The organism is Escherichia sp. 20412-1 (assembly GCF_003027595.1).
GTDB classification, from domain to species: domain Bacteria; phylum Pseudomonadota; class Gammaproteobacteria; order Enterobacterales; family Enterobacteriaceae; genus Escherichia; species Escherichia marmotae.
Window position 1 is genome coordinate 100,736 of the sequence record NZ_PYQM01000010.1, and the last position, 18,814, is coordinate 119,549.

An 18,814-nucleotide genomic window follows, 5' to 3' on the forward strand; every position below is an offset into this window, starting at 1 on the left:
AAATGGCCCGTAATATCAATGTTCTAATTCCAGTTCTCTTGGCTGTGTCATCTGCTGGCAATACCATGCATAGCGGGCGCAAAACCAGGTTCGATGTTCTTCATCCATATTACCGGTGACGGCCAGAATATCGACCGGGCGGCCTTCAGTATGCATTCTGGCAAAACTACGCGCCAGGAAATCGAAATTATTTAAAGAATTAAGACTATGATCCATAAGCACATCCTCCGGTTATCGCATACCTTTTAAGGCTATATGCTTTTTCTGATTTCAGTATTCCTTAATCAGTGTAGTGCCTTTAAACATAACGTGCGTAAATATATTGTTTCGGATCACACTTTTTATCGAAAAATAAAAAATAACATTAATGGACTTCCCCTTTTAAAACATCACCAACACATGTTATTATTAGCAAAGGCAAATGTAAGAAAGGAAACAATACCATTGTAAACAATGCGTCACTGAATGGACGATGGAGTGACAAATGATTTTATTTACCGACTATAACGCACCTTATCTTTTTGCTATTTCCTTTGTACTATTGATCGGTTTGTTGGAAATTATTGCCATTATCTGTGGCCATATGCTCTCCGGCGCTCTTGATGCACATCTTGATCATTACGATTCCATAACCACAGGTAATATTAGCCAGGCACTTCATTATCTCAATATTGGAAAACTGCCAGCCCTCGTCGTCCTCTGTCTGTTGGCAGGCTTTTTTGGCCTCATTGGCATTCTTCTTCAGCATGTCTGTGTCATGCTCTGGCAAACACCACTCCCAAACCTGTTCGTAGTTCCAGTTAGTTTACTGCTCACAATTATCATGGTGCATTATACCGGCAAGGTGATTGCGCCCTGGATCCCTCGCGACCATAGTACTGCCATTACAGAAGAAGAATATATTGGCTGCATGGCATTAATTACTGGTCATCAGGCCTCTTCCGGAAAACCCTGTGAAGGAAAACTCACTGATCAATTTGGTCAAATACACTATTTATTACTGGAACCCGAAAAAGGGATATTCTTCAATAAAGGCGATAAAGTATTAATTATTTGTCGACTTTCTACAACGCGGTATTTGGCTGAAAAAAATCCCTGGCCAAACATATTGTAATTATTTAATTAAAAGGAAATTTAATAATGGATGATATTGTCAACTTAGTTCCGTCATGGATGTTTACCGCGATTGTTGCCGTATGCATTCTATTTATTATCGGTATTATTTTCGCGCGGCTTTATCGTCGGGCATCCGCCGAGCAGGCATTTGTCCGTACCGGATTAGGCGGGCAAAAAGTAGTCATGAGCGGCGGCGCAATTGTTATGCCTATCTTCCATGAAATAATCCCCATCAATATGAATACATTGAAACTGGAAGTCAGTCGCTCGACAATTGATAGTCTGATCACGAAAGACCGTATGCGCGTCGATGTGGTTGTCGCTTTCTTTGTGCGCGTAAAACCTTCAGTTGAAGGAATTGCCACCGCAGCTCAGACGCTGGGGCAACGCACTCTGTCGCCTGAAGATTTACGTATGCTGGTCGAAGATAAATTCGTCGATGCCCTACGTGCGACAGCGGCACAAATGACGATGCATGAGTTGCAAGATACGCGCGAAAACTTCGTTCAGGGAGTGCAAAATACCGTTGCAGAAGACTTATCGAAAAACGGCCTGGAACTGGAAAGCGTGTCACTCACCAACTTTAACCAGACCTCCAAAGAACATTTCAACCCGAATAATGCCTTTGACGCTGAGGGTTTGACCAAGCTGACCCAGGAAACAGAACGTCGCCGCCGCGAACGTAACGAGGTTGAACAAGATGTAGAAGTTGCGGTTCGTGAAAAAAACCGTGATGCGCTGTCGCGGAAGCTGGAAATTGAACAGCAAGAAGCGTTTATGACCCTTGAGCAGGAGCAGCAGGTGAAAACCCGCACTGCCGAGCAGAACGCAAAAATTGCTGCTTTTGAAGCTGAACGTCGGCGTGAAGCAGAGCAAACGCGTATTCTTGCTGAACGTCAGATTCAGGAAACCGAAATCGACCGCGAGCAGGCCGTCCGCTCCAGAAAAGTTGAGGCTGAACGTGAAGTTCGCATTAAAGAAATCGAACAGCAACAAGTCACCGAAATCGCCAACCAAACGAAATCGATCGCCATTGCGGCCAAATCGGAACAACAATCGCAGGCAGAAGCCCGTGCCAACCTGGCTTTAGCAGAAGCAGTAAGCGCCCAGCAAAACGTAGAAACGACACGTCAGACCGCCGAAGCTGACCGTGCCAAGCAGGTAGCGCTGATTGCAGCAGCACAGGATGCGGAAACCAAAGCAGTTGAACTGACCGTGCGGGCGAAAGCAGAGAAAGAAGCTGCAGAAATGCAGGCGGCAGCCATTGTTGAGTTAGCCGAAGCTACGCGTAAAAAAGGCCTGGCAGAAGCAGAAGCGCAACGAGCGTTGAACGACGCCATCAACGTACTTTCTGACGAACAAACCAGCCTTAAATTCAAGCTGGCACTATTGCAGTCTCTGCCTGCTGTAATCGAGAAATCCGTTGAGCCGATGAAGTCTATTGACGGTATCAAGATTATTCAGGTCGATGGCTTAAATCGTGGCGGCGCTGCGGGTGATGCGACATCAGGCAGCGTTGGCGGAGGAAACCTGGCGGAGCAGGCATTATCAGCCGCTCTTTCTTACCGTACACAGGCACCGCTTATTGACTCTCTACTTAATGAAATCGGTGTTTCAGGCGGTTCGCTGGCGGCACTGACTTCACCATTGGCTTCATCGATTCCCGTCGCAGATAAAGTAGAATAAATCTTCTTATATTCACATCCCTGGCTCAAAAAGCCGGGGATTTTTTATATCTACGTTCCAGCAAAAAGTGCAAATGATCAGACTGTTGCAGCGTTTTGCGTGACCGCTCGGGGAAGACCAAACTGCATCAGAGAAAGCATTGTGCGGGGTCTGTCACTCATCAACACTCGGAGAGTCAGTAAGGGGTTGAAACGGAAAAGCCCCTCCCAAGGAAGGGGCCTTATAGAAGGAAAGGGTTATGATGAAGTTCGTCATCATACTGGTTGTGTTGTTACTGTTAAGTTTCCCGACTTACTAACAACTCATCAGAGGGAGAGAAATCCTCCCTTACCCTTGTTCCTTTACCTTAGGTTGAAAAAACAACAGCGCCAATAGCTCTACCTGGCACGAAGCGAGATCTGCGAACCGCTTTCCAGTTAGCCTTTTTTATCCTGTTGGATCTTCTTGATGATGTTGGTTGTCGAGCAACCATCTTCGAAATTGAGCACCAGCACTTCACCGCCGTTGGCCCAGACTTCTTTACTCCCGGCGATCTCTTCCGGTTTATAGTCGCCGCCTTTCACCAGCAGATCCGGCAGGATCCCGGCGATCAGGCGCTGCGGCGTATCTTCTTCAAATGATACCACCCAGTCGACCGCTTCCAGTGCGCCCAGTACAATCATGCGCTGTTCGAGCGGATTAACCGGACGAGAATCCCCTTTCAGCCGTTTAGTGGAGGCATCGCTGTTCACGGCGACAATCAAGCGATCGCCCAGTTTACGGGCATTTGCCAGATAGGAGACGTGCCCGGCATGCAAAATATCGAAGACGCCGTTGGTCATCACCACTTTTTCACCGCGTTTACGCGCCGCGGCTACAGCCAGCTTCAGTTCTTCTTCAGTCATCACGCCAAAGCCGGTGTCCGCACGTCCACGTACTGCGTTTTCCAGCTCGATCGGTGAAACCGTGGACGTCCCCAATTTACCGACAACAACGCCTGCTGCCGCATTCGCAAAGAAGCAAGCTTCTTCCAGTGAATTACCCGCAGCCAGCGTTGCCGCCAGCACGCCAATCACCGTATCGCCTGCGCCAGTTACGTCATAAACTTCCTGCGCCTGAGTTGGCATATGCAGCGGCGCTTTCCCCGGTTGCAGCAGTGTCATCCCTTGTTCAGAACGGGTTACCAGCAGCGCAGAGAGTTCATAATCGGCAATCAGTTTCATGCCGCGTTCAACAATCTCTTCTTCGGTCTTACATTTACCAACAACAGCTTCAAACTCAGAGAGATTCGGCGTCAGCAGCGTAGCGCCACGGTAACGTTCAAAATCAGTACCTTTTGGATCAATCAGCACCGGAACGCCCGCTTTACGCGCTAGTTGGATCATATGCTGTACGCTTGCCAGCGCGCCTTTGGCGTAGTCAGAAAGCACCAGCGCGCCAATCGAACCCAGCGCCTGATTAATCCGCTCGTGCAGTGGCTGCGGATCGACGCCTTCGAAACCTTCTTCAAAGTCCAGGCGAATAAGCTGTTGGTTACGGGAAAGCACCCGCAGTTTGGTAATGGTTGGATGCGTCGGCACAGAAACGAAGTCGCATTTTACGTTCACGTCCGCCAGTGATTTACTGAGCGCGCGCGCCGCATCATCAATACCTGTCAGCCCAACCAGACGCGCGTTAGCACCGAGAGAAGCGATGTTCATCGCCACGTTGGCTGCGCCGCCCGGACGTTCTTCAATGGTATTGACCTTAACCACAGGCACCGGCGCTTCCGGCGAAATACGACTGGTGGGGCCGTACCAGTAACGATCCAGCATCACATCACCAACCACCATCACTCCAGCACGTTCAAACTCTGGCAGCGTTACTTTCATTCCTGTCTCCTGAGAGATTCAAAATTTGCGCGCGATAATATCACACTTCATTCCTCCACCAGCCACTTCTGCCAGCTTGCCCGCACCAGTTCACGCTCTGCGGTGAAGCACTCATCCGGCACATGGCCCGGCAACTCCTGTAACGCCAGGTGGTGAAGTTCATCGCGAAGCGTAGTGTAAGCACGGGTTAGCGCCATCGCTTCCCGCTCTTCCATAATGTCGTTTTGCGCCAGCAGTTCCAGAATGCGCACGTTGTCTGACCAGCGCGTTAACTTTGGTTTTTCATGAGCGTAGCGCAACACCAGATATTGGGTAATAAATTCGATATCGGTAATTCCGCCCTCATCGGCTTTGATATCAAAGCGATCGCGATGTTTATTGCCGAGATGAGCGCGCATTTTCTCGCGCATTTCCCGCACTTCCGTTTGTAGGTTTTTACCTTCACGCGGCAGTGTCATAATTTCCCGACGCACCGCGTCGAATTGCGCTGTCAGTTGTGGATCGCCATACACCACACGCGCACGCACCAACGCCTGATGCTCCCACGTCCAGGCCTCGTTTTTCTGATAATCGGCAAACGCTTCTGTGGAGGTAACCAGCATTCCCGCCGCTCCGGACGGGCGCAGCCGCGCATCCACTTCATACAAAATGCCGGAAGAAGTACGTGTGCTGAACAGGTGCATAATGCGTTGCGCCAGACGCAGATAAAACTGCCGTCCGTCGATTTCCCGATCGCCGTCGGTCATTACATCCATCGGGCAATCGTGCAGGAAGATCAGATCAAGATCAGAACTGTAGCCTAACTCCCAGCCCCCCAGCTTACCGTAGCCGACCACCGCAAAACCGCGGCCTTCGCGTTCACTCAGGTGATTCGGTTTACCATAGCGGGCAACCATTTGTCCCCATGCTTGCTGTACCACAGCATCGATCATCGCCTCCGCCAGCCAGGTTAAGTGATCGCTCACTTTCATCACTGGCAGCGTTCCGGCAATATCCGCGGCAGCAATACGTAACAACTGTGCCTGTTTAAATTGACGCAACGCCTCAAGCTGCTGTTCTTCATCATCTTCTGGCACGCGCAGCAAATACTGGCGCAGTTCATCACGATATGCATCAGTCGCCGTCGGCTGGTAGAGCGTGTTCGGATCGAGCAGTTCATCCAGCAATAATGGATAACGCGCCAGTTGGCTGGCAATCATCGGAGATGCAGCGCACAGCGAAATCAAATGTTTAAGCGCCGCCGGAAATTCACTGAGCAACTCAAGATAAGTGGTACGAGTGACAATCCCCACCAACAAGGCGGTAATACGCGACAGCGTGACGGCGGCATCTTCACGCCCACAAACGTCACTCAGCAGATGCGGCATCAGATGGTCGAGTACCTGACGTCCGCGCGGCCCGATGGTACGTTTGTCTAACTCTTTACGGAAATCGGCAATCAGCGCCAGCACTTGTTTGCGATCATCCTCGCTAAGATGCGCCAGCACCGGCGTGGTGTCATCTTCCTGCAACGCATCCTGCCACAACTCACGCCACTGCTCCGATAGCGACTCTTCCTGAGTTTCGCTTTCGTCATCGCCAATCAGTTCGTTAAATACCCGGCGCACATTGGTCATATGTCCGATCAGCGCTCCGGTCAGTTGCAACCAGTCAGCGAAATCCATCGCCCACGCCAGCCGCGCACGGTTAAGCTCATCGGCTGGAAGCGTCTGGGTTTGTTCATCATTAATGCTTTGCAGCAAGTTTTCCAGACGACGCAGAAACAGATATGCCACTCGCAATTGTTCGGCATCGTTTTCAGAAAGCAGATGCAGCGCGGCAATGGCGCTGAGTGTTGGCAGTAAAGAGCGTGATTGCAGCGACGGTTCGCGTCCACCGCGAATGAGCTGAAACACCTGGACGATAAATTCAATTTCACGAATGCCACCGGCACCAAGTTTGATGTTGTCAGTAAGGCCACGACGGCGGACTTCACGGGCAATCATCCCTTTCATGTTGCGTAGCGACTGGATCACGCTGAAATCGATGTAACGGCGGAAAACAAACGGACGCAGCATCGAACGCAATTCGTTAGCATAAACGCCATCGCTATCGCCCATAATCCGCGCCTTGACCATCGCGTAACGCTCCCAGTCACGCCCCTGTTCCTGGTAATAATCTTCCAGCGCCGCGAAACTCAGCACCAGCGGGCCACTTTCACCAAACGGGCGCAGCCGCATATCCACGCGATAGACAAAGCCATCTTGCGTCGGTTGATCCAGCACTTTAATCAGCCGCTGGCCCATGCGGGTAAAGAACTGAGCATTATCCAGTTCGCGACGTCCTCCCTGCGTGCAACCATGTTCCGGCCAGGCAAAAATCAGATCGATATCCGAGGAGAAATTCAGTTCTCCACCACCCAGCTTACCCATGCCTAAAATCAGCAGCGGTTGCGCTTCGCCCTGCGCATTACACGGCGTTCCCCATTCGCGGCAGCAGGCGTCATACAGCCAGTCACGCGCCGCGACAATCAGCGTCTCCGCCAAATGGCTGAGTTGCTGCAAAATGTTCTCTTCCGCAACCAGCGCCAGTGTTTGCGCCCAGGCAATACGCACCATAATGCGCCGACGGAACAGCCGCAGTTCGCGCATTAAGCTGGCTTCATCGTTTACATCACTGAGCGCCTTCTGTAACCATGCAGCGTAATGCTGCCATTCGTCGGCCTGCGGTGGTTCGCTTTCCAGTTCCACCAACCACTCTGGATGCGCAATCACACTGTCCTGCACAAAATCACTGAAGGTAAGTACTGACTTCGCCTGTGAGCTAAGTGATTCCTCGGCTAAAGGCGCTGGCAGCCGCTCAACAACGGTCTGCCAGTACTGCTGTAACGGTGAAGAGAGCGGCTTCATACGCGATTTTATCCTTGCCTGATTAACGTTTTCCGCTGTGCAACCAGAACGGTTCCTGATTGTTTGCCTCATTACGGAAATGTTCAATTTCAATGCGTTGCCCGGTCGCAATAGCGTGACGCAGCCCCTGCCAGTTCTCCAGCCAGGCTTGCGCGACGAGAGGATCGTAATAACCTGCCAGCAGCAATACGGAGTCAATATCACGCGTAAGACGTGGCAACTGATCACGATAGCGATCGCCCAACGGCTGGCAAAAAACACTTTTCAGCTCAGCGGCGTGGCGGGAGAGATGGATATCAGCAAAGCGTTTAAAGGAATCACTCATTTTGCTCTGCGCTTTGCTATCTAAAAACGGCTGCCAGGCTTTGCTTACCAGCCATTCGGTCAACGCCAGTTTCGCCATTGCCGTTTCGGTAGAGTAGACAGCCGTTACGGCAGAAACCGCAGAAACAATTGTCGCTTCACATTCGGTCAGCAGATCACGTAAGTGAGTGCTCGCTTTACGTGGGACAATGCCACCGAACAGCATCAGCGTATGACGAACCAGGCCGATGGCTGCCAACACTTGCTCTTTCGCCGCATCGTTGCCGCGTACCCACAGCTCCTCATGATACTGCCATTGCGCTAATGCCAGCTCCAGCGCCGCTTCCAGCCCCTGCTCGACATCCGCTTTTGCCGCAATATGCAGAATAGAGGTGGGTTTAATTTCACGCGCAGGATTGCCCTGTGCCAGGTGATAACCACGTGCGGCTTTGCTCAGGCTGCCCTGACGCAATCCGGTTTGCGATACCAGTTGGCTCGCCAGTTTCAGCACCGCGCGCGTTTCACCGCTAAGTAATTCCAGCTCCAGTTCGCAGATGGGTTCAGCAAATTCACCGGCTTTCACTTCCCCCAAATCGAGGGCAATCTCAATCTGGCTGCCATCAACATCTACCAACCATTTTTCGCGATAAAAATCAGTGCTGAACAGCGGCTGTACGCGGGAAGCAAGATCGGCAGGTAATTCATTGTTTGGCCAGACTTCTACTGGAAACTGTGCCAGATCGAGGTTCGCCTCACTCAACGCAACGTTATATTCCGGTCGCTGGTGTAACCCGCCCGTTACCCGCCCGGCAACTTTCATGGTCATCTCATAGCGACCATTTTCGCCACGAATACGCAGGCCCATATCGTGCCCACGCAGCCAGTTATCCGGCGTTTCGTAGTAGACGTTGAGCAACTGCACGGGGTCATGATGCTCACCGCCCAGCGTATTGAGATGGTCACGCAACGCCTCAACGGCACTGTGATTAACAATAAACTTTAATTCGATTTCCTGAGCCATGGCCTTTACTTATCGGTTATGTCACATAAGTGACGATGAACGGCGAACTAAATGCGATCTTTTTTGTCAGTAGATAGTATTTTGCGCCAAATTGCCATGCAACGAGCATTTTGACGGGCGTAAAAGTTTGAAACAGTGGCAAGAGCTGACACAGAGGATTCCGATTGATGCCGAATGCTTTGCGTAGCGACACTGATGCCACTACTATCGTTCCACTTTCCATGACAATAACGACAGCCTGATGCCAAAATTACGCCTGATCGCACTAACTTTACTCGCGCTTAGCGCCACTGCCGTCTCTCACGCGGAAGAAAAGCGCTATGTTTCTGACGAACTGAATACCTGGGTCCGCAGTGGCCCGGGAGATAATTATCGCCTCGTGGGCACGGTTAACGCCGGTGAGGAAGTGACATTATTACAAACTGACGCCAACACCAGTTACGCCCAGGTGAAAGACAGCTCTGGTCGTACCGCCTGGATCCCGTTGAAACAACTTAGCACAGAGCCAAGTCTACGCTCCCGTGTGCCAGATCTGGAAAATCAGGTCAAAACCCTGACCAATAAGCTCACTAATATCGATAACACCTGGAATCAGCGCACGGCAGAAATGCAGCAGAAAGTGGCGCAGAGCGACAGCGTGATCAACGGGTTAAAAGAAGAAAATCAGAAGCTGAAAAACGAACTGATTGTCGCCCAGAAAAAAGTTGATGCCGCCAGCGTGCAACTGGATGACAAACAGCGCACCATCATCATGCAGTGGTTTATGTATGGTGGCGGCGTGCTGGGGCTTGGCTTGCTGCTCGGTCTGGTATTGCCGCACCTGATCCCAACGCGCAAACGTAAAGATCGCTGGATGAACTAAATCGCCTTCTTCGTCACACTATCTTATTATTAGGAATTGTGTATTTGACGAAGGGAAAATGGCGTGAAGATTTATCTGGTCGGTGGTGCGGTTCGGGATGCGTTATTAGGGCTACCGGTCAAAGACAGAGATTGGGTGGTTGTCGGCAGCACGCCACAACAGATGCTTGACGCGGGCTACCAGCAGGTAGGCCGCGATTTTCCTGTTTTTCTGCATCCGCAAACGCATGAAGAGTATGCGCTGGCGCGTACCGAGCGGAAATCCGGTTCGGGATACACAGGTTTTACCTGTTATGCCGCGCCTGATGTCACGCTGGAAGATGATCTTCAGCGTCGCGATCTGACTATCAATGCGCTGGCCCAGGATGATGACGGCGATATTATCGATCCGTACAACGGTCTGGGCGATCTGCAAAGCCGTCTTCTGCGCCATGTTTCCCCCGCTTTTGGCGAGGATCCGCTACGCGTGCTACGCGTAGCGCGTTTTGCCGCACGTTATGCTCATCTCGGTTTTCGTATTGCCGATGAAACAATGACGTTGATGCGCGAGATGACCCACGCGGGTGAACTGGAACACCTGACGCCCGAACGCGTGTGGAAAGAAACTGAAAGCGCCCTCACAACCCGCAATCCACAGGTGTTCTTTCAGGTACTACGCGATTGCGGCGCATTACGCGTTTTATTCCCGGAGATCGACGCGTTGTTTGATGTCCCCGCTCCGGCGAAATGGCACCCGGAAATCGATACTGGTATTCACACCTTAATGACACTCTCAATGGCGGCGATGCTAAGTCCGCAGGTCGATGTCCGTTTCGCAACGTTATGCCACGATCTCGGTAAAGGGCTAACGCCGCCGGAGCTGTGGCCACGTCATCATGGTCATGGTCCGGCAGGCGTGAAATTAGTAGAACAATTGTGCCAGCGCCTGCGCGTCCCTAATGAAATCCGCGATTTAGCCAAACTGGTCGCGGAGTTTCACGATCTCATCCACACCTTCCCAATGCTGAATCCGAAAACCATCGTCAAATTGTTTGATTCCATCGATGCCTGGCGTAAACCGCAGCGTGTCGAGCAACTGGCGCTGACCAGCGAGGCAGACGTGCGCGGTCGAACCGGTTTTGAAGCGGCAGATTACCCACAAGGACGCTGGTTACGTGAAGCGTGGGAAGTAGCGCAGTCAGTACCAACAAAGGCGGTTGTTGACGCGGGATTTAAAGGCGTGGAGATCCGCGAGGAGCTGACACGACGCCGAATTGCGGCGGTGGCTACCTGGAAGGAACAACGTTGCCCAAAGCCTGAATAAGTTTTGGGCATTTTGCCGGATGCGGCATAAACGCCTTATCCGGCTACATGTCAACGACGGTTGTAGGCCTGATAAGACGCGCAAGCGTCGCATCAGGCGTTGATTGCCGGATGCGGCGTGAACGACTTATCCGGCCTACGCAATCGTGGACAATTCCAGGCATCCGACACTGTTCTTCACATCAAAAGAACACAACGTACACCGCAGCCGCCACAATAAAGCGATAAATGGCGAACGGGATAAACGAAATCCGCTTAATTAATTGCAGGAAGGTTTTAATCGCAATCAGCGCCACCACAAAGGCGGTGAAAAACCCAACGGCAAACATCGGGATATCACCGGTTGTCAGGAACCCCCAACTTTTATAGAGATCGAGCGCCGTTGCGCCCATCATCATCGGCACCGCCAGCAGGAACGAGAACTCAGAAGCGGCGTAACGACTCACGCCCATCAGCATCCCACCAGAAATAGTCGCTCCGGAGCGGGAGAAACCCGGCCACAGCGCCAGACACTGGAAACAGCCAATCATAAACGCCTGACGATATGTCATATCATCCAGACCCGGCGCGCGCGGCTCTTTCGGCTTCAGGCATTCCGCGGCAATCAACAATAGACCGCCAACGACCAGCGCGTACATGACATTTATCGGGTTAAACAATGACTTAATCGTATCGTGGAATAACAGCCCCAGGACAACTGCCGGGAGCATCCCCAGTAAAATGTGGATCAGCGTTAACCGGCCTTTGCTTTCTCCTTCGCGCTGCAATGGACGGCCAAAATGAATGCCAATCAGGCCAAACAAACGCCGCCAGAACATGACAACCACAGCCAGAATCGATCCTAACTGGATAACGACTTCAAAGGTTTTCGCCGTATCGCCCTCAAATCCCAACAAATGACCGACAATAATCATGTGGCCCGTGCTGGATACCGGCAGAAATTCTGTCAATCCTTCGACCACACCCAATATTGCCGCTATCAGCAGCGAGTGCATATCGCTCATCAATAAACCCCTAAATTATAAAAATATACCGCTTGTCCAAACTACTGCAGTATGACCCGCTTATAACCATTTGGTTTAACAGCTATAAAATTAATTATTCTCTTTCAGATTATTGCCACGCTCAATGATTACGCCAACATTAACAGCGCGCGCCACTGCACCTGGCTTGCTGAGTTTGATGCGCACCCACGGAGAGTTAAAGCGAGTCAGTAGCAATTCCGCCACTTCTTCCGCCACGCGTTCCACTAACGCAAAACGCGCCCCCTCGACGTGGCTAACCACCGTTTCTGCGATGTCAGCGTAGCTGAGGCAGTCCGCCACATCATCGCTTTTCGCCGCTTTACGGTTATCCCACGCCATTTCGATATCGAACACCAGCTTCTGCTCGATGGTCTGTTCCCAGTCGTAAACACCAATAGTGGTGATTACCGAAAGTTGCTCTATAAATACAATATCCATCACGACCTGCTCGCTTTTTGGCTAACCCGGATACCACTTCCGGCGAAATGTGCGTATTATCCACGGATTCATCGTTAAACACGAATTTTCAAAACGGAACAGCTTATGAGTGCAATCGCGCCTGGAATGATCCTCATCGCGTACCTCTGCGGCTCCATTTCCAGTGCCATTCTGGTTTGCCGCTTGTGTGGTCTGCCCGATCCGCGAACCAGCGGCTCCGGTAATCCTGGCGCAACCAATGTATTACGTATCGGTGGCAAGGGAGCAGCCGTAGCAGTACTGATTTTCGACGTTCTGAAAGGAATGTTGCCCGTTTGGGGCGCGTATGTATTAGGTGTCAGCCCCTTCTGGTTAGGCTTAATTGCCATAGCTGCCTGTCTTGGACATATCTGGCCGGTTTTCTTCGGTTTTAAAGGGGGGAAAGGCGTTGCCACCGCTTTTGGTGCAATAGCCCCGATTGGCTGGGATTTAACGGGCGTGATGGCGGGAACCTGGCTGCTTACCGTGCTATTGAGTGGATATTCGTCGCTGGGGGCGATTGTCAGCGCGCTGATTGCTCCGTTTTATGTCTGGTGGTTTAAGCCACAATTCACCTTCCCGGTTTCGATGCTCTCTTGCCTGATCCTGCTGCGTCATCATGACAACATCCAGCGTCTGTGGCGTCACCAGGAGACAAAAATCTGGACGAAATTCAAAAGAAAGCGCGAAAAAGATCCTGAGTGATTTTTCAGCCCGTGCTTATCCTTTTCACAGGCTGAATCATAGCCTTACGCAGCCGGTAACTCTGCCAGTGGCCAGCGCGGACGCACACTCACGCCGAGATCCGCCGTCGCGCCTGCTTTAAACCGCACCATTCCGGCATAGGCGATCATCGCGCCGTTATCGGTACAAAACTCCGGACGCGCGTAGAATACCTCGCCACGACGCTTTTTCATCATTTCCGCCAGTTTCGCCCGCAGCGTGCGGTTAGCACTCACGCCGCCTGCCATGACCAGTCGCTTAAAGCCCGTCTGATCCAGCGCTCGCTTACACTTAATCATCAACGTATCGACCACCGCATCTTCAAAGGCGCGAGCGATATCAGCACGCGTCTGGTCGTCGGTGCCGTTGTCACGAATGGTATTTGCCGCGAAGGTTTTCAGGCCAGAGAAGCTGAAATCCAGCCCCGGACGGTCGGTCATCGGACGCGGGAAGACAAAGCGCCCGGCAGTACCCTGGGCGGCCATTTTCGACAGTAACGGCCCGCCTGGATAATCCAGCCCCAGCAGCTTCGCGGTCTTATCAAACGCTTCCCCGGCAGCGTCATCAATGGACTCACCGAGCAACTCGTACTGACCAATACCAGTGACGCTGATTAACTGCGTATGACCGCCGGAAACCAGCAGCGCGACAAACGGAAATTCCGGTGGGTTATCTTCCAGCATCGGCGCTAACAGATGCCCTTCCATATGGTGTACCGGGATCGCCGGAACGCCCCAGGCAAACGCCAGCGAACGCCCGACCGTTGCGCCAACCAACAGCGCGCCGACTAATCCAGGGCCTGCGGTATAGGCCACTGCATCAATATCTTTTGCTGTCAGTCCGGACTCTTTCAGCGCCGCCTGGATCAACGGTACGGTTTTACGCACGTGATCGCGGGAGGCCAGTTCAGGCACTACGCCGCCGTAGTCAGCGTGTAATTTCACCTGACTATACAATTGGTTGGCTAACAAACCTTTTTCATCGTCGTAAATGGCGATGCCGGTTTCATCGCAAGAAGTTTCAATACCCAGTACACGCATGACTTGTTTTACCTCGCTTTATTACCGCGCAGTGTAGGACCAATGCGGGTTGATGTAAAACTTTGTTCGCCCCTGGAGAAAGCCTCGTGTATACTCCTCACCCTTATAAAAGTCCCTTTCAAAAAAGGCCGCGGTGCTTTACAAAGCAGCAGCAATTGCAGTAAAATTCCGCACCATTTTGAAATAAGCTGGCGTTGATGCCAGCGGCAAACCGAATTAATCAAAGGTGAGAGGCACATGCCGGTAATTAAAGTACGTGAAAACGAGCCGTTCGACGTAGCTCTGCGTCGCTTCAAGCGTTCCTGCGAAAAAGCAGGTGTTCTGGCGGAAGTTCGTCGTCGTGAATTCTATGAAAAACCGACTACCGAACGTAAGCGCGCTAAAGCTTCTGCAGTGAAACGTCACGCGAAGAAACTGGCTCGCGAAAACGCACGCCGTACTCGTCTGTACTAATTCCCCGAGAGCGTTGCTCTCCGATCAGACCGAGTTGTAGTTGTAAGGCCGTGCTTCCGAAAGGAATGCGCGGCTTATTTTCGTTTATGAATTGCTAAAAATCGGGGCCTATGGCTGGACGAATCCCACGCGTATTCATTAATGATCTGCTGGCGCGCACTGACATCGTCGATCTGATCGATGCTCGTGTGAAGCTAAAAAAGCAGGGCAAGAATTTTCACGCGTGTTGTCCATTCCACAACGAAAAAACCCCGTCCTTCACCGTCAACGGTGAGAAACAGTTTTACCACTGCTTTGGATGTGGCGCGCACGGCAACGCGATCGACTTTCTGATGAACTACGACAAACTCGAGTTCGTCGAAACGGTCGAAGAGTTGGCGGCAATGCACAATCTTGAAGTGCCATTTGAAGCAGGCAGCGGCCCCAGCCAGATAGAGCGCCATCAACGGCAAACTCTTTATCAGTTGATGGACGGTCTGAATACGTTTTACCAACAATCTTTACAGCAACCTGTTGCTACATCTGCGCGCCAGTATCTGGAAAAACGCGGATTAAGCCATGAGGTAATCGCCCGTTTTGCGATTGGTTTTGCGCCCCCCGGCTGGGACAACGTCCTGAAACGGTTTGGCGACAATCCAGAAAATCGCCAGTCATTGATTGATGCAGGCATGTTGGTAACCAACGATCAGGGTCGCAGTTACGATCGTTTCCGCGAGCGGGTGATGTTCCCCATTCGCGATAAACGCGGTCGGGTGATTGGTTTTGGTGGGCGCGTGCTGGGCAACGATACCCCAAAATACCTGAACTCGCCGGAAACTGATATTTTCCATAAAGGCCGCCAGCTTTACGGTCTTTATGAAGCGCAGCAGGATAACGCTGAACCCCAGCGTCTGTTGGTGGTCGAAGGCTATATGGACGTGGTTGCTCTGGCGCAATACGGTATTAATTACGCCGTTGCATCGTTGGGTACATCGACCACTGCCGATCACATTCAGTTGTTGTTCCGCGCGACCAACAATGTCATTTGCTGTTATGACGGCGACCGCGCAGGTCGTGATGCCGCGTGGCGAGCGTTAGAAACTGCGCTGCCCTATATGACAGATGGTCGTCAGCTACGCTTTATGTTTTTACCGGATGGCGAAGACCCTGACACGCTGGTACGCAAAGAAGGTAAAGAGGCGTTTGAAGCGCGTATGGAGCAGGCCATGCCGCTCTCTGCGTTTCTGTTTAACAGCCTGATGCCGCAAGTTGATCTGAGCACACCTGACGGGCGTGCGCGTTTAAGTACGTTGGCGCTGCCGCTGATTTCTCAGGTGCCCGGAGAAACATTGCGCATCTATCTTCGTCAGGAATTAGGCAACAAGTTAGGCATACTTGATGACAGCCAGCTTGAACGATTAATGCCGAAAGCAGCGGAGAACGGTGTTTCTCGTCCTGTTCCGCAGCTAAAACGCACGACCATGCGTATACTTATAGGGTTGCTGGTGCAAAATCCAGAATTAGCGACGTTAGTCCCGCCGCTGGAAAATCTGGATCAAAATAAGCTCCCCGGACTTGGCTTATTCAGAGAACTGGTCAACACTTGTCTCTCTCAGCCAGGTCTGACCACCGGGCAGCTTTTAGAGCACTATCGTGGCACAAATAATGCTGCCACCCTTGAAAAACTGTCGATGTGGGACGATATAGCAGATAAGAATATTGCTGAGCAAACCTTCACCGACTCACTCAACCATATGTTTGATTCGTTGCTTGAACTGCGCCAGGAAGAGTTAATCGCTCGTGAGCGCACGCATGGTCTAAGTAATGAAGAACGCCTGGAACTCTGGACATTAAACCAGGAGCTGGCGAAAAAGTGATTTAACGGCTTAAGTGCCGAATAGCGATCGGGAAGCCCCCGACAGCCGCACTGAGAGGCAGCGGCAATGATATAAGTACGCCCTCGTAATTATCGTTGGCGGTAAACAACCGTTGGATTTCAGCATTAATATCTGAATGATATCCGGTCAATCGCCCAACACCAACCTCATGAAATAAGTGTGGATACCGTCTTATGGAGCAAAACCCGCAGTCACAGCTAAAACTTCTTGTCACCCGTGGTAAGGAGCAAGGCTATCTGACCTATGCCGAGGTCAATGACCATCTGCCGGAAGATATCGTCGATTCCGATCAGATCGAAGACATCATCCAAATGATCAATGACATGGGCATTCAGGTGATGGAAGAAGCGCCGGATGCCGATGATCTGATGCTGGCTGAAAACACAGCAGACGAAGATGCTGCCGAAGCCGCCGCACAGGTGCTTTCCAGCGTGGAATCTGAAATCGGGCGCACGACTGACCCGGTACGCATGTACATGCGTGAAATGGGCACCGTTGAACTGTTGACCCGCGAAGGCGAAATTGACATCGCTAAACGCATCGAAGACGGGATCAACCAGGTTCAATGCTCCGTTGCTGAATATCCAGAAGCAATTACCTATCTGCTGGAACAGTACGATCGCGTTGAAGCGGAAGAAGCACGTCTGTCCGATCTGATCACCGGCTTTGTCGATCCGAACGCAGAAGAAGAACTGGCACCAACCGCCACTCACGTCGGTTCAGAGCTTTCTCAGGAAGATCTGGACGATGACGAAGATGAAGACGAAGAAGATGCCGACGACGACAGCGCCGACGATGACAACAGCATCGACCCGGAACTGGCTCGCGAAAAATTTGCTGAACTGCGTGCCCAGTATGTTGTAACGCGCGACACCATCAAAGCGAAAGGCCGCAGTCACGCAGCCGCTCAGGAAGAGATCCTGAAACTGTCTGAAGTGTTCAAACAGTTCCGCCTGGTGCCGAAGCAGTTTGACTACCTGGTCAACAGCATGCGCGTCATGATGGATCGCGTTCGTACACAAGAACGTCTGATCATGAAGCTCTGCGTTGAGCAGTGCAAAATGCCGAAGAAAAACTTCATCACCCTGTTTACCGGCAACGAAACCAGCGATACCTGGTTCAATGCAGCGATTGCGATGAACAAACCGTGGTCGGAAAAACTGCACGATGTCTCTGAAGAAGTGCATCGCGCCCTGCAGAAACTGCAGCAAATTGAAGAAGAAACCGGCCTGACCATTGAGCAGGTTAAAGACATCAACCGCCGTATGTCCATCGGTGAAGCGAAAGCCCGCCGTGCGAAGAAAGAGATGGTTGAAGCGAACTTACGTCTGGTTATTTCTATCGCCAAGAAATATACCAACCGTGGCTTGCAGTTCCTCGATCTGATTCAGGAAGGCAACATCGGTCTGATGAAAGCGGTTGATAAGTTCGAATACCGTCGTGGTTATAAGTTCTCCACCTACGCAACCTGGTGGATCCGTCAGGCGATCACCCGCTCTATCGCGGATCAGGCGCGCACCATTCGTATTCCGGTGCATATGATTGAGACTATCAACAAGCTCAACCGTATTTCTCGCCAGATGCTGCAAGAGATGGGCCGCGAGCCGACGCCGGAAGAACTGGCTGAACGTATGTTGATGCCGGAAGATAAGATCCGTAAAGTGCTGAAGATCGCCAAAGAGCCAATCTCCATGGAAACGCCGATCGGTGATGATGAAGATTCGCATCTGGGGGATTTCATCGAGGATACCACCCTCGAACTACCGCTGGATTCTGCGACCACCGAAAGCCTGCGTGCGGCAACGCACGACGTGCTGGCTGGCCTGACCGCGCGTGAAGCGAAAGTTCTGCGTATGCGTTTCGGTATCGACATGAACACCGACCACACGCTGGAAGAAGTGGGTAAACAGTTCGACGTTACCCGTGAACGTATCCGTCAGATCGAAGCGAAGGCGCTGCGCAAACTGCGTCACCCGAGCCGTTCTGAAGTGCTGCGTAGCTTCCTGGACGATTAATCTGTAGGCCGGATAACACGTTCACGTCATATCCGGCACTCGTCTTGCTACTCTAACGCCACCTTTCTGGTGTAATGCCAGTCAGTTAAGCAACTGACTGGCTCTTTTTCGGGGCTGTGGGGTATTTCCAGGGCCTCTCCTTTACCACTCTCGGGAAGGCCCTTTCCCTTCTTGTCGGTAATTTCACAAGTTGTCCCA

At 51.7% G+C, this 18,814-nt stretch carries 17 protein-coding genes; 9 read left to right on the forward strand and 8 right to left on the reverse strand.

What is annotated here, in order from left to right:
- Positions 1–15: 15 nt before the first annotated feature.
- A complete protein-coding gene (gene glgS / locus C7B16_RS09790) occupies positions 16–216 on the reverse strand; it encodes a cell surface composition regulator GlgS (RefSeq protein WP_001517115.1) in 201 nt (66 codons plus the stop codon).
- A 268-nt stretch (positions 217–484) separates the two neighbouring features.
- On the opposite strand from glgS, the gene C7B16_RS09795 reads away from it, so the two are divergent.
- The 3 genes from C7B16_RS09795 (at position 485) to ibsE (ending at position 3,100) form a co-directional block, all read left to right on the forward strand.
- The gene (locus C7B16_RS09795; RefSeq protein WP_001517116.1) at positions 485–1,114 is read left to right on the forward strand and encodes an OB-fold-containig protein; all 630 of its coding nucleotides are present in this window, start codon (positions 485–487) and stop codon (positions 1,112–1,114) included.
- A gap of 26 nt (positions 1,115–1,140) precedes the next feature.
- Positions 1,141–2,802 carry a flotillin family protein gene (locus C7B16_RS09800; protein WP_000341014.1) on the forward strand — a complete coding sequence of 554 codons (1,662 nt, stop codon included), beginning with the start codon at positions 1,141–1,143 and terminating at the stop codon, positions 2,800–2,802.
- Between the two features lie 238 nt (positions 2,803–3,040).
- Positions 3,041–3,100, forward strand: coding sequence for a type I toxin-antitoxin system Ibs family toxin (gene ibsE / locus C7B16_RS09805; protein ID WP_001387082.1), 60 nt, complete (start codon positions 3,041–3,043; stop codon positions 3,098–3,100).
- A gap of 118 nt (positions 3,101–3,218) precedes the next feature.
- Here the strand turns inward: ibsE and hldE are convergent, their stop codons facing one another.
- The 3 genes from hldE to ygiF are packed head-to-tail and all read right to left on the reverse strand — an operon-like array spanning position 3,219 to position 8,864.
- Complete coding sequence (gene hldE / locus C7B16_RS09810) at positions 3,219–4,652, reverse strand: bifunctional D-glycero-beta-D-manno-heptose-7-phosphate kinase/D-glycero-beta-D-manno-heptose 1-phosphate adenylyltransferase HldE (protein WP_001517119.1); 1,434 nt, start codon at positions 4,650–4,652, stop codon at positions 3,219–3,221.
- Between the two features lie 47 nt (positions 4,653–4,699).
- Positions 4,700–7,540, reverse strand: coding sequence for a bifunctional [glutamate--ammonia ligase]-adenylyl-L-tyrosine phosphorylase/[glutamate--ammonia-ligase] adenylyltransferase (gene glnE, locus C7B16_RS09815; RefSeq protein WP_010378851.1), 2,841 nt, complete (start codon positions 7,538–7,540; stop codon positions 4,700–4,702).
- Between the two features lie 22 nt (positions 7,541–7,562).
- Positions 7,563–8,864 carry an inorganic triphosphatase gene (gene ygiF / locus C7B16_RS09820; protein ID WP_107179611.1) on the reverse strand — a complete coding sequence of 434 codons (1,302 nt, stop codon included), beginning with the start codon at positions 8,862–8,864 and terminating at the stop codon, positions 7,563–7,565.
- A gap of 241 nt (positions 8,865–9,105) precedes the next feature.
- Between ygiF and C7B16_RS09830 the strand changes: the two genes are divergently transcribed.
- Positions 9,106–9,726, forward strand: a complete 621-nt coding sequence (locus tag C7B16_RS09830; protein WP_001125318.1) for a TIGR04211 family SH3 domain-containing protein — start codon at positions 9,106–9,108, stop codon at positions 9,724–9,726.
- Between the two features lie 63 nt (positions 9,727–9,789).
- The gene (cca, locus tag C7B16_RS09835) at positions 9,790–11,028 is read left to right on the forward strand and encodes a fused tRNA nucleotidyltransferase/2',3'-cyclic phosphodiesterase/2' nucleotidase/phosphatase Cca (RefSeq protein WP_107179612.1); all 1,239 of its coding nucleotides are present in this window, start codon (positions 9,790–9,792) and stop codon (positions 11,026–11,028) included.
- A gap of 181 nt (positions 11,029–11,209) precedes the next feature.
- Here the strand turns inward: cca and bacA are convergent, their stop codons facing one another.
- Together bacA and folB are read right to left on the reverse strand one after the other, a co-directional pair.
- Positions 11,210–12,031, reverse strand: a complete 822-nt coding sequence (gene bacA / locus C7B16_RS09840; protein WP_105263505.1) for an undecaprenyl-diphosphate phosphatase — start codon at positions 12,029–12,031, stop codon at positions 11,210–11,212.
- A gap of 90 nt (positions 12,032–12,121) precedes the next feature.
- Positions 12,122–12,490, reverse strand: coding sequence for a bifunctional dihydroneopterin aldolase/7,8-dihydroneopterin epimerase (folB, locus tag C7B16_RS09845; RefSeq protein WP_010378860.1), 369 nt, complete (start codon positions 12,488–12,490; stop codon positions 12,122–12,124).
- A 105-nt stretch (positions 12,491–12,595) separates the two neighbouring features.
- On the opposite strand from folB, the gene plsY reads away from it, so the two are divergent.
- Positions 12,596–13,213 (forward strand): glycerol-3-phosphate 1-O-acyltransferase PlsY, encoded by a 618-nt coding sequence (gene plsY, locus C7B16_RS09850; RefSeq protein WP_001272800.1) that lies wholly within the window; start codon positions 12,596–12,598, stop codon positions 13,211–13,213.
- Between the two features lie 44 nt (positions 13,214–13,257).
- Here the strand turns inward: plsY and tsaD are convergent, their stop codons facing one another.
- Complete coding sequence (tsaD, locus tag C7B16_RS09855) at positions 13,258–14,271, reverse strand: tRNA (adenosine(37)-N6)-threonylcarbamoyltransferase complex transferase subunit TsaD (protein ID WP_001264356.1); 1,014 nt, start codon at positions 14,269–14,271, stop codon at positions 13,258–13,260.
- A gap of 237 nt (positions 14,272–14,508) precedes the next feature.
- Here tsaD and rpsU point away from each other — a divergent pair, with 237 nt between their 5' ends.
- From rpsU to rpoD, 3 genes are all read left to right on the forward strand, one after another.
- Positions 14,509–14,724 (forward strand): 30S ribosomal protein S21, encoded by a 216-nt coding sequence (rpsU, locus tag C7B16_RS09865; RefSeq protein ID WP_001144069.1) that lies wholly within the window; start codon positions 14,509–14,511, stop codon positions 14,722–14,724.
- Between the two features lie 110 nt (positions 14,725–14,834).
- The gene (gene dnaG / locus C7B16_RS09870; RefSeq protein ID WP_000918813.1) at positions 14,835–16,580 is read left to right on the forward strand and encodes a DNA primase; all 1,746 of its coding nucleotides are present in this window, start codon (positions 14,835–14,837) and stop codon (positions 16,578–16,580) included.
- A gap of 194 nt (positions 16,581–16,774) precedes the next feature.
- A complete protein-coding gene (rpoD, locus tag C7B16_RS09880; protein ID WP_000437384.1) occupies positions 16,775–18,616 on the forward strand; it encodes an RNA polymerase sigma factor RpoD in 1,842 nt (613 codons plus the stop codon).
- An 85-nt stretch (positions 18,617–18,701) separates the two neighbouring features.
- Here rpoD and C7B16_RS25275 read toward each other — a convergent pair.
- Positions 18,702–18,814, reverse strand: a 113-nt coding sequence (locus C7B16_RS25275) for a hypothetical protein (protein WP_223363118.1), incomplete at its 5' end; no start/stop codon positions are given.

Bases quoted from the DNA above. Each gene is read 5' to 3' on its own strand.
- glgS (WP_001517115.1), bottom strand. From the start codon at position 216: ATGGATCATAGTCTTAATTCTTTAAATAATTTCGATTTCCTGGCGCGT.
- C7B16_RS09795 (WP_001517116.1), top strand. From the start codon at position 485: ATGATTTTATTTACCGACTATAACGCACCTTATCTTTTTGCTATTTCC.
- C7B16_RS09800 (WP_000341014.1), top strand. From the start codon at position 1,141: ATGGATGATATTGTCAACTTAGTTCCGTCATGGATGTTTACCGCGATT.
- hldE (WP_001517119.1), bottom strand. From the start codon at position 4,652: ATGAAAGTAACGCTGCCAGAGTTTGAACGTGCTGGAGTGATGGTGGTT.
- glnE (WP_010378851.1), bottom strand. From the start codon at position 7,540: ATGAAGCCGCTCTCTTCACCGTTACAGCAGTACTGGCAGACCGTTGTT.
- ygiF (WP_107179611.1), bottom strand. From the start codon at position 8,864: ATGGCTCAGGAAATCGAATTAAAGTTTATTGTTAATCACAGTGCCGTT.
- C7B16_RS09830 (WP_001125318.1), top strand. From the start codon at position 9,106: ATGCCAAAATTACGCCTGATCGCACTAACTTTACTCGCGCTTAGCGCC.
- bacA (WP_105263505.1), bottom strand. From the start codon at position 12,031: ATGAGCGATATGCACTCGCTGCTGATAGCGGCAATATTGGGTGTGGTC.
- folB (WP_010378860.1), bottom strand. From the start codon at position 12,490: ATGGATATTGTATTTATAGAGCAACTTTCGGTAATCACCACTATTGGT.
- plsY (WP_001272800.1), top strand. From the start codon at position 12,596: ATGAGTGCAATCGCGCCTGGAATGATCCTCATCGCGTACCTCTGCGGC.
- tsaD (WP_001264356.1), bottom strand. From the start codon at position 14,271: ATGCGTGTACTGGGTATTGAAACTTCTTGCGATGAAACCGGCATCGCC.
- rpsU (WP_001144069.1), top strand. From the start codon at position 14,509: ATGCCGGTAATTAAAGTACGTGAAAACGAGCCGTTCGACGTAGCTCTG.
- dnaG (WP_000918813.1), top strand. From the start codon at position 14,835: ATGGCTGGACGAATCCCACGCGTATTCATTAATGATCTGCTGGCGCGC.
- rpoD (WP_000437384.1), top strand. From the start codon at position 16,775: ATGGAGCAAAACCCGCAGTCACAGCTAAAACTTCTTGTCACCCGTGGT.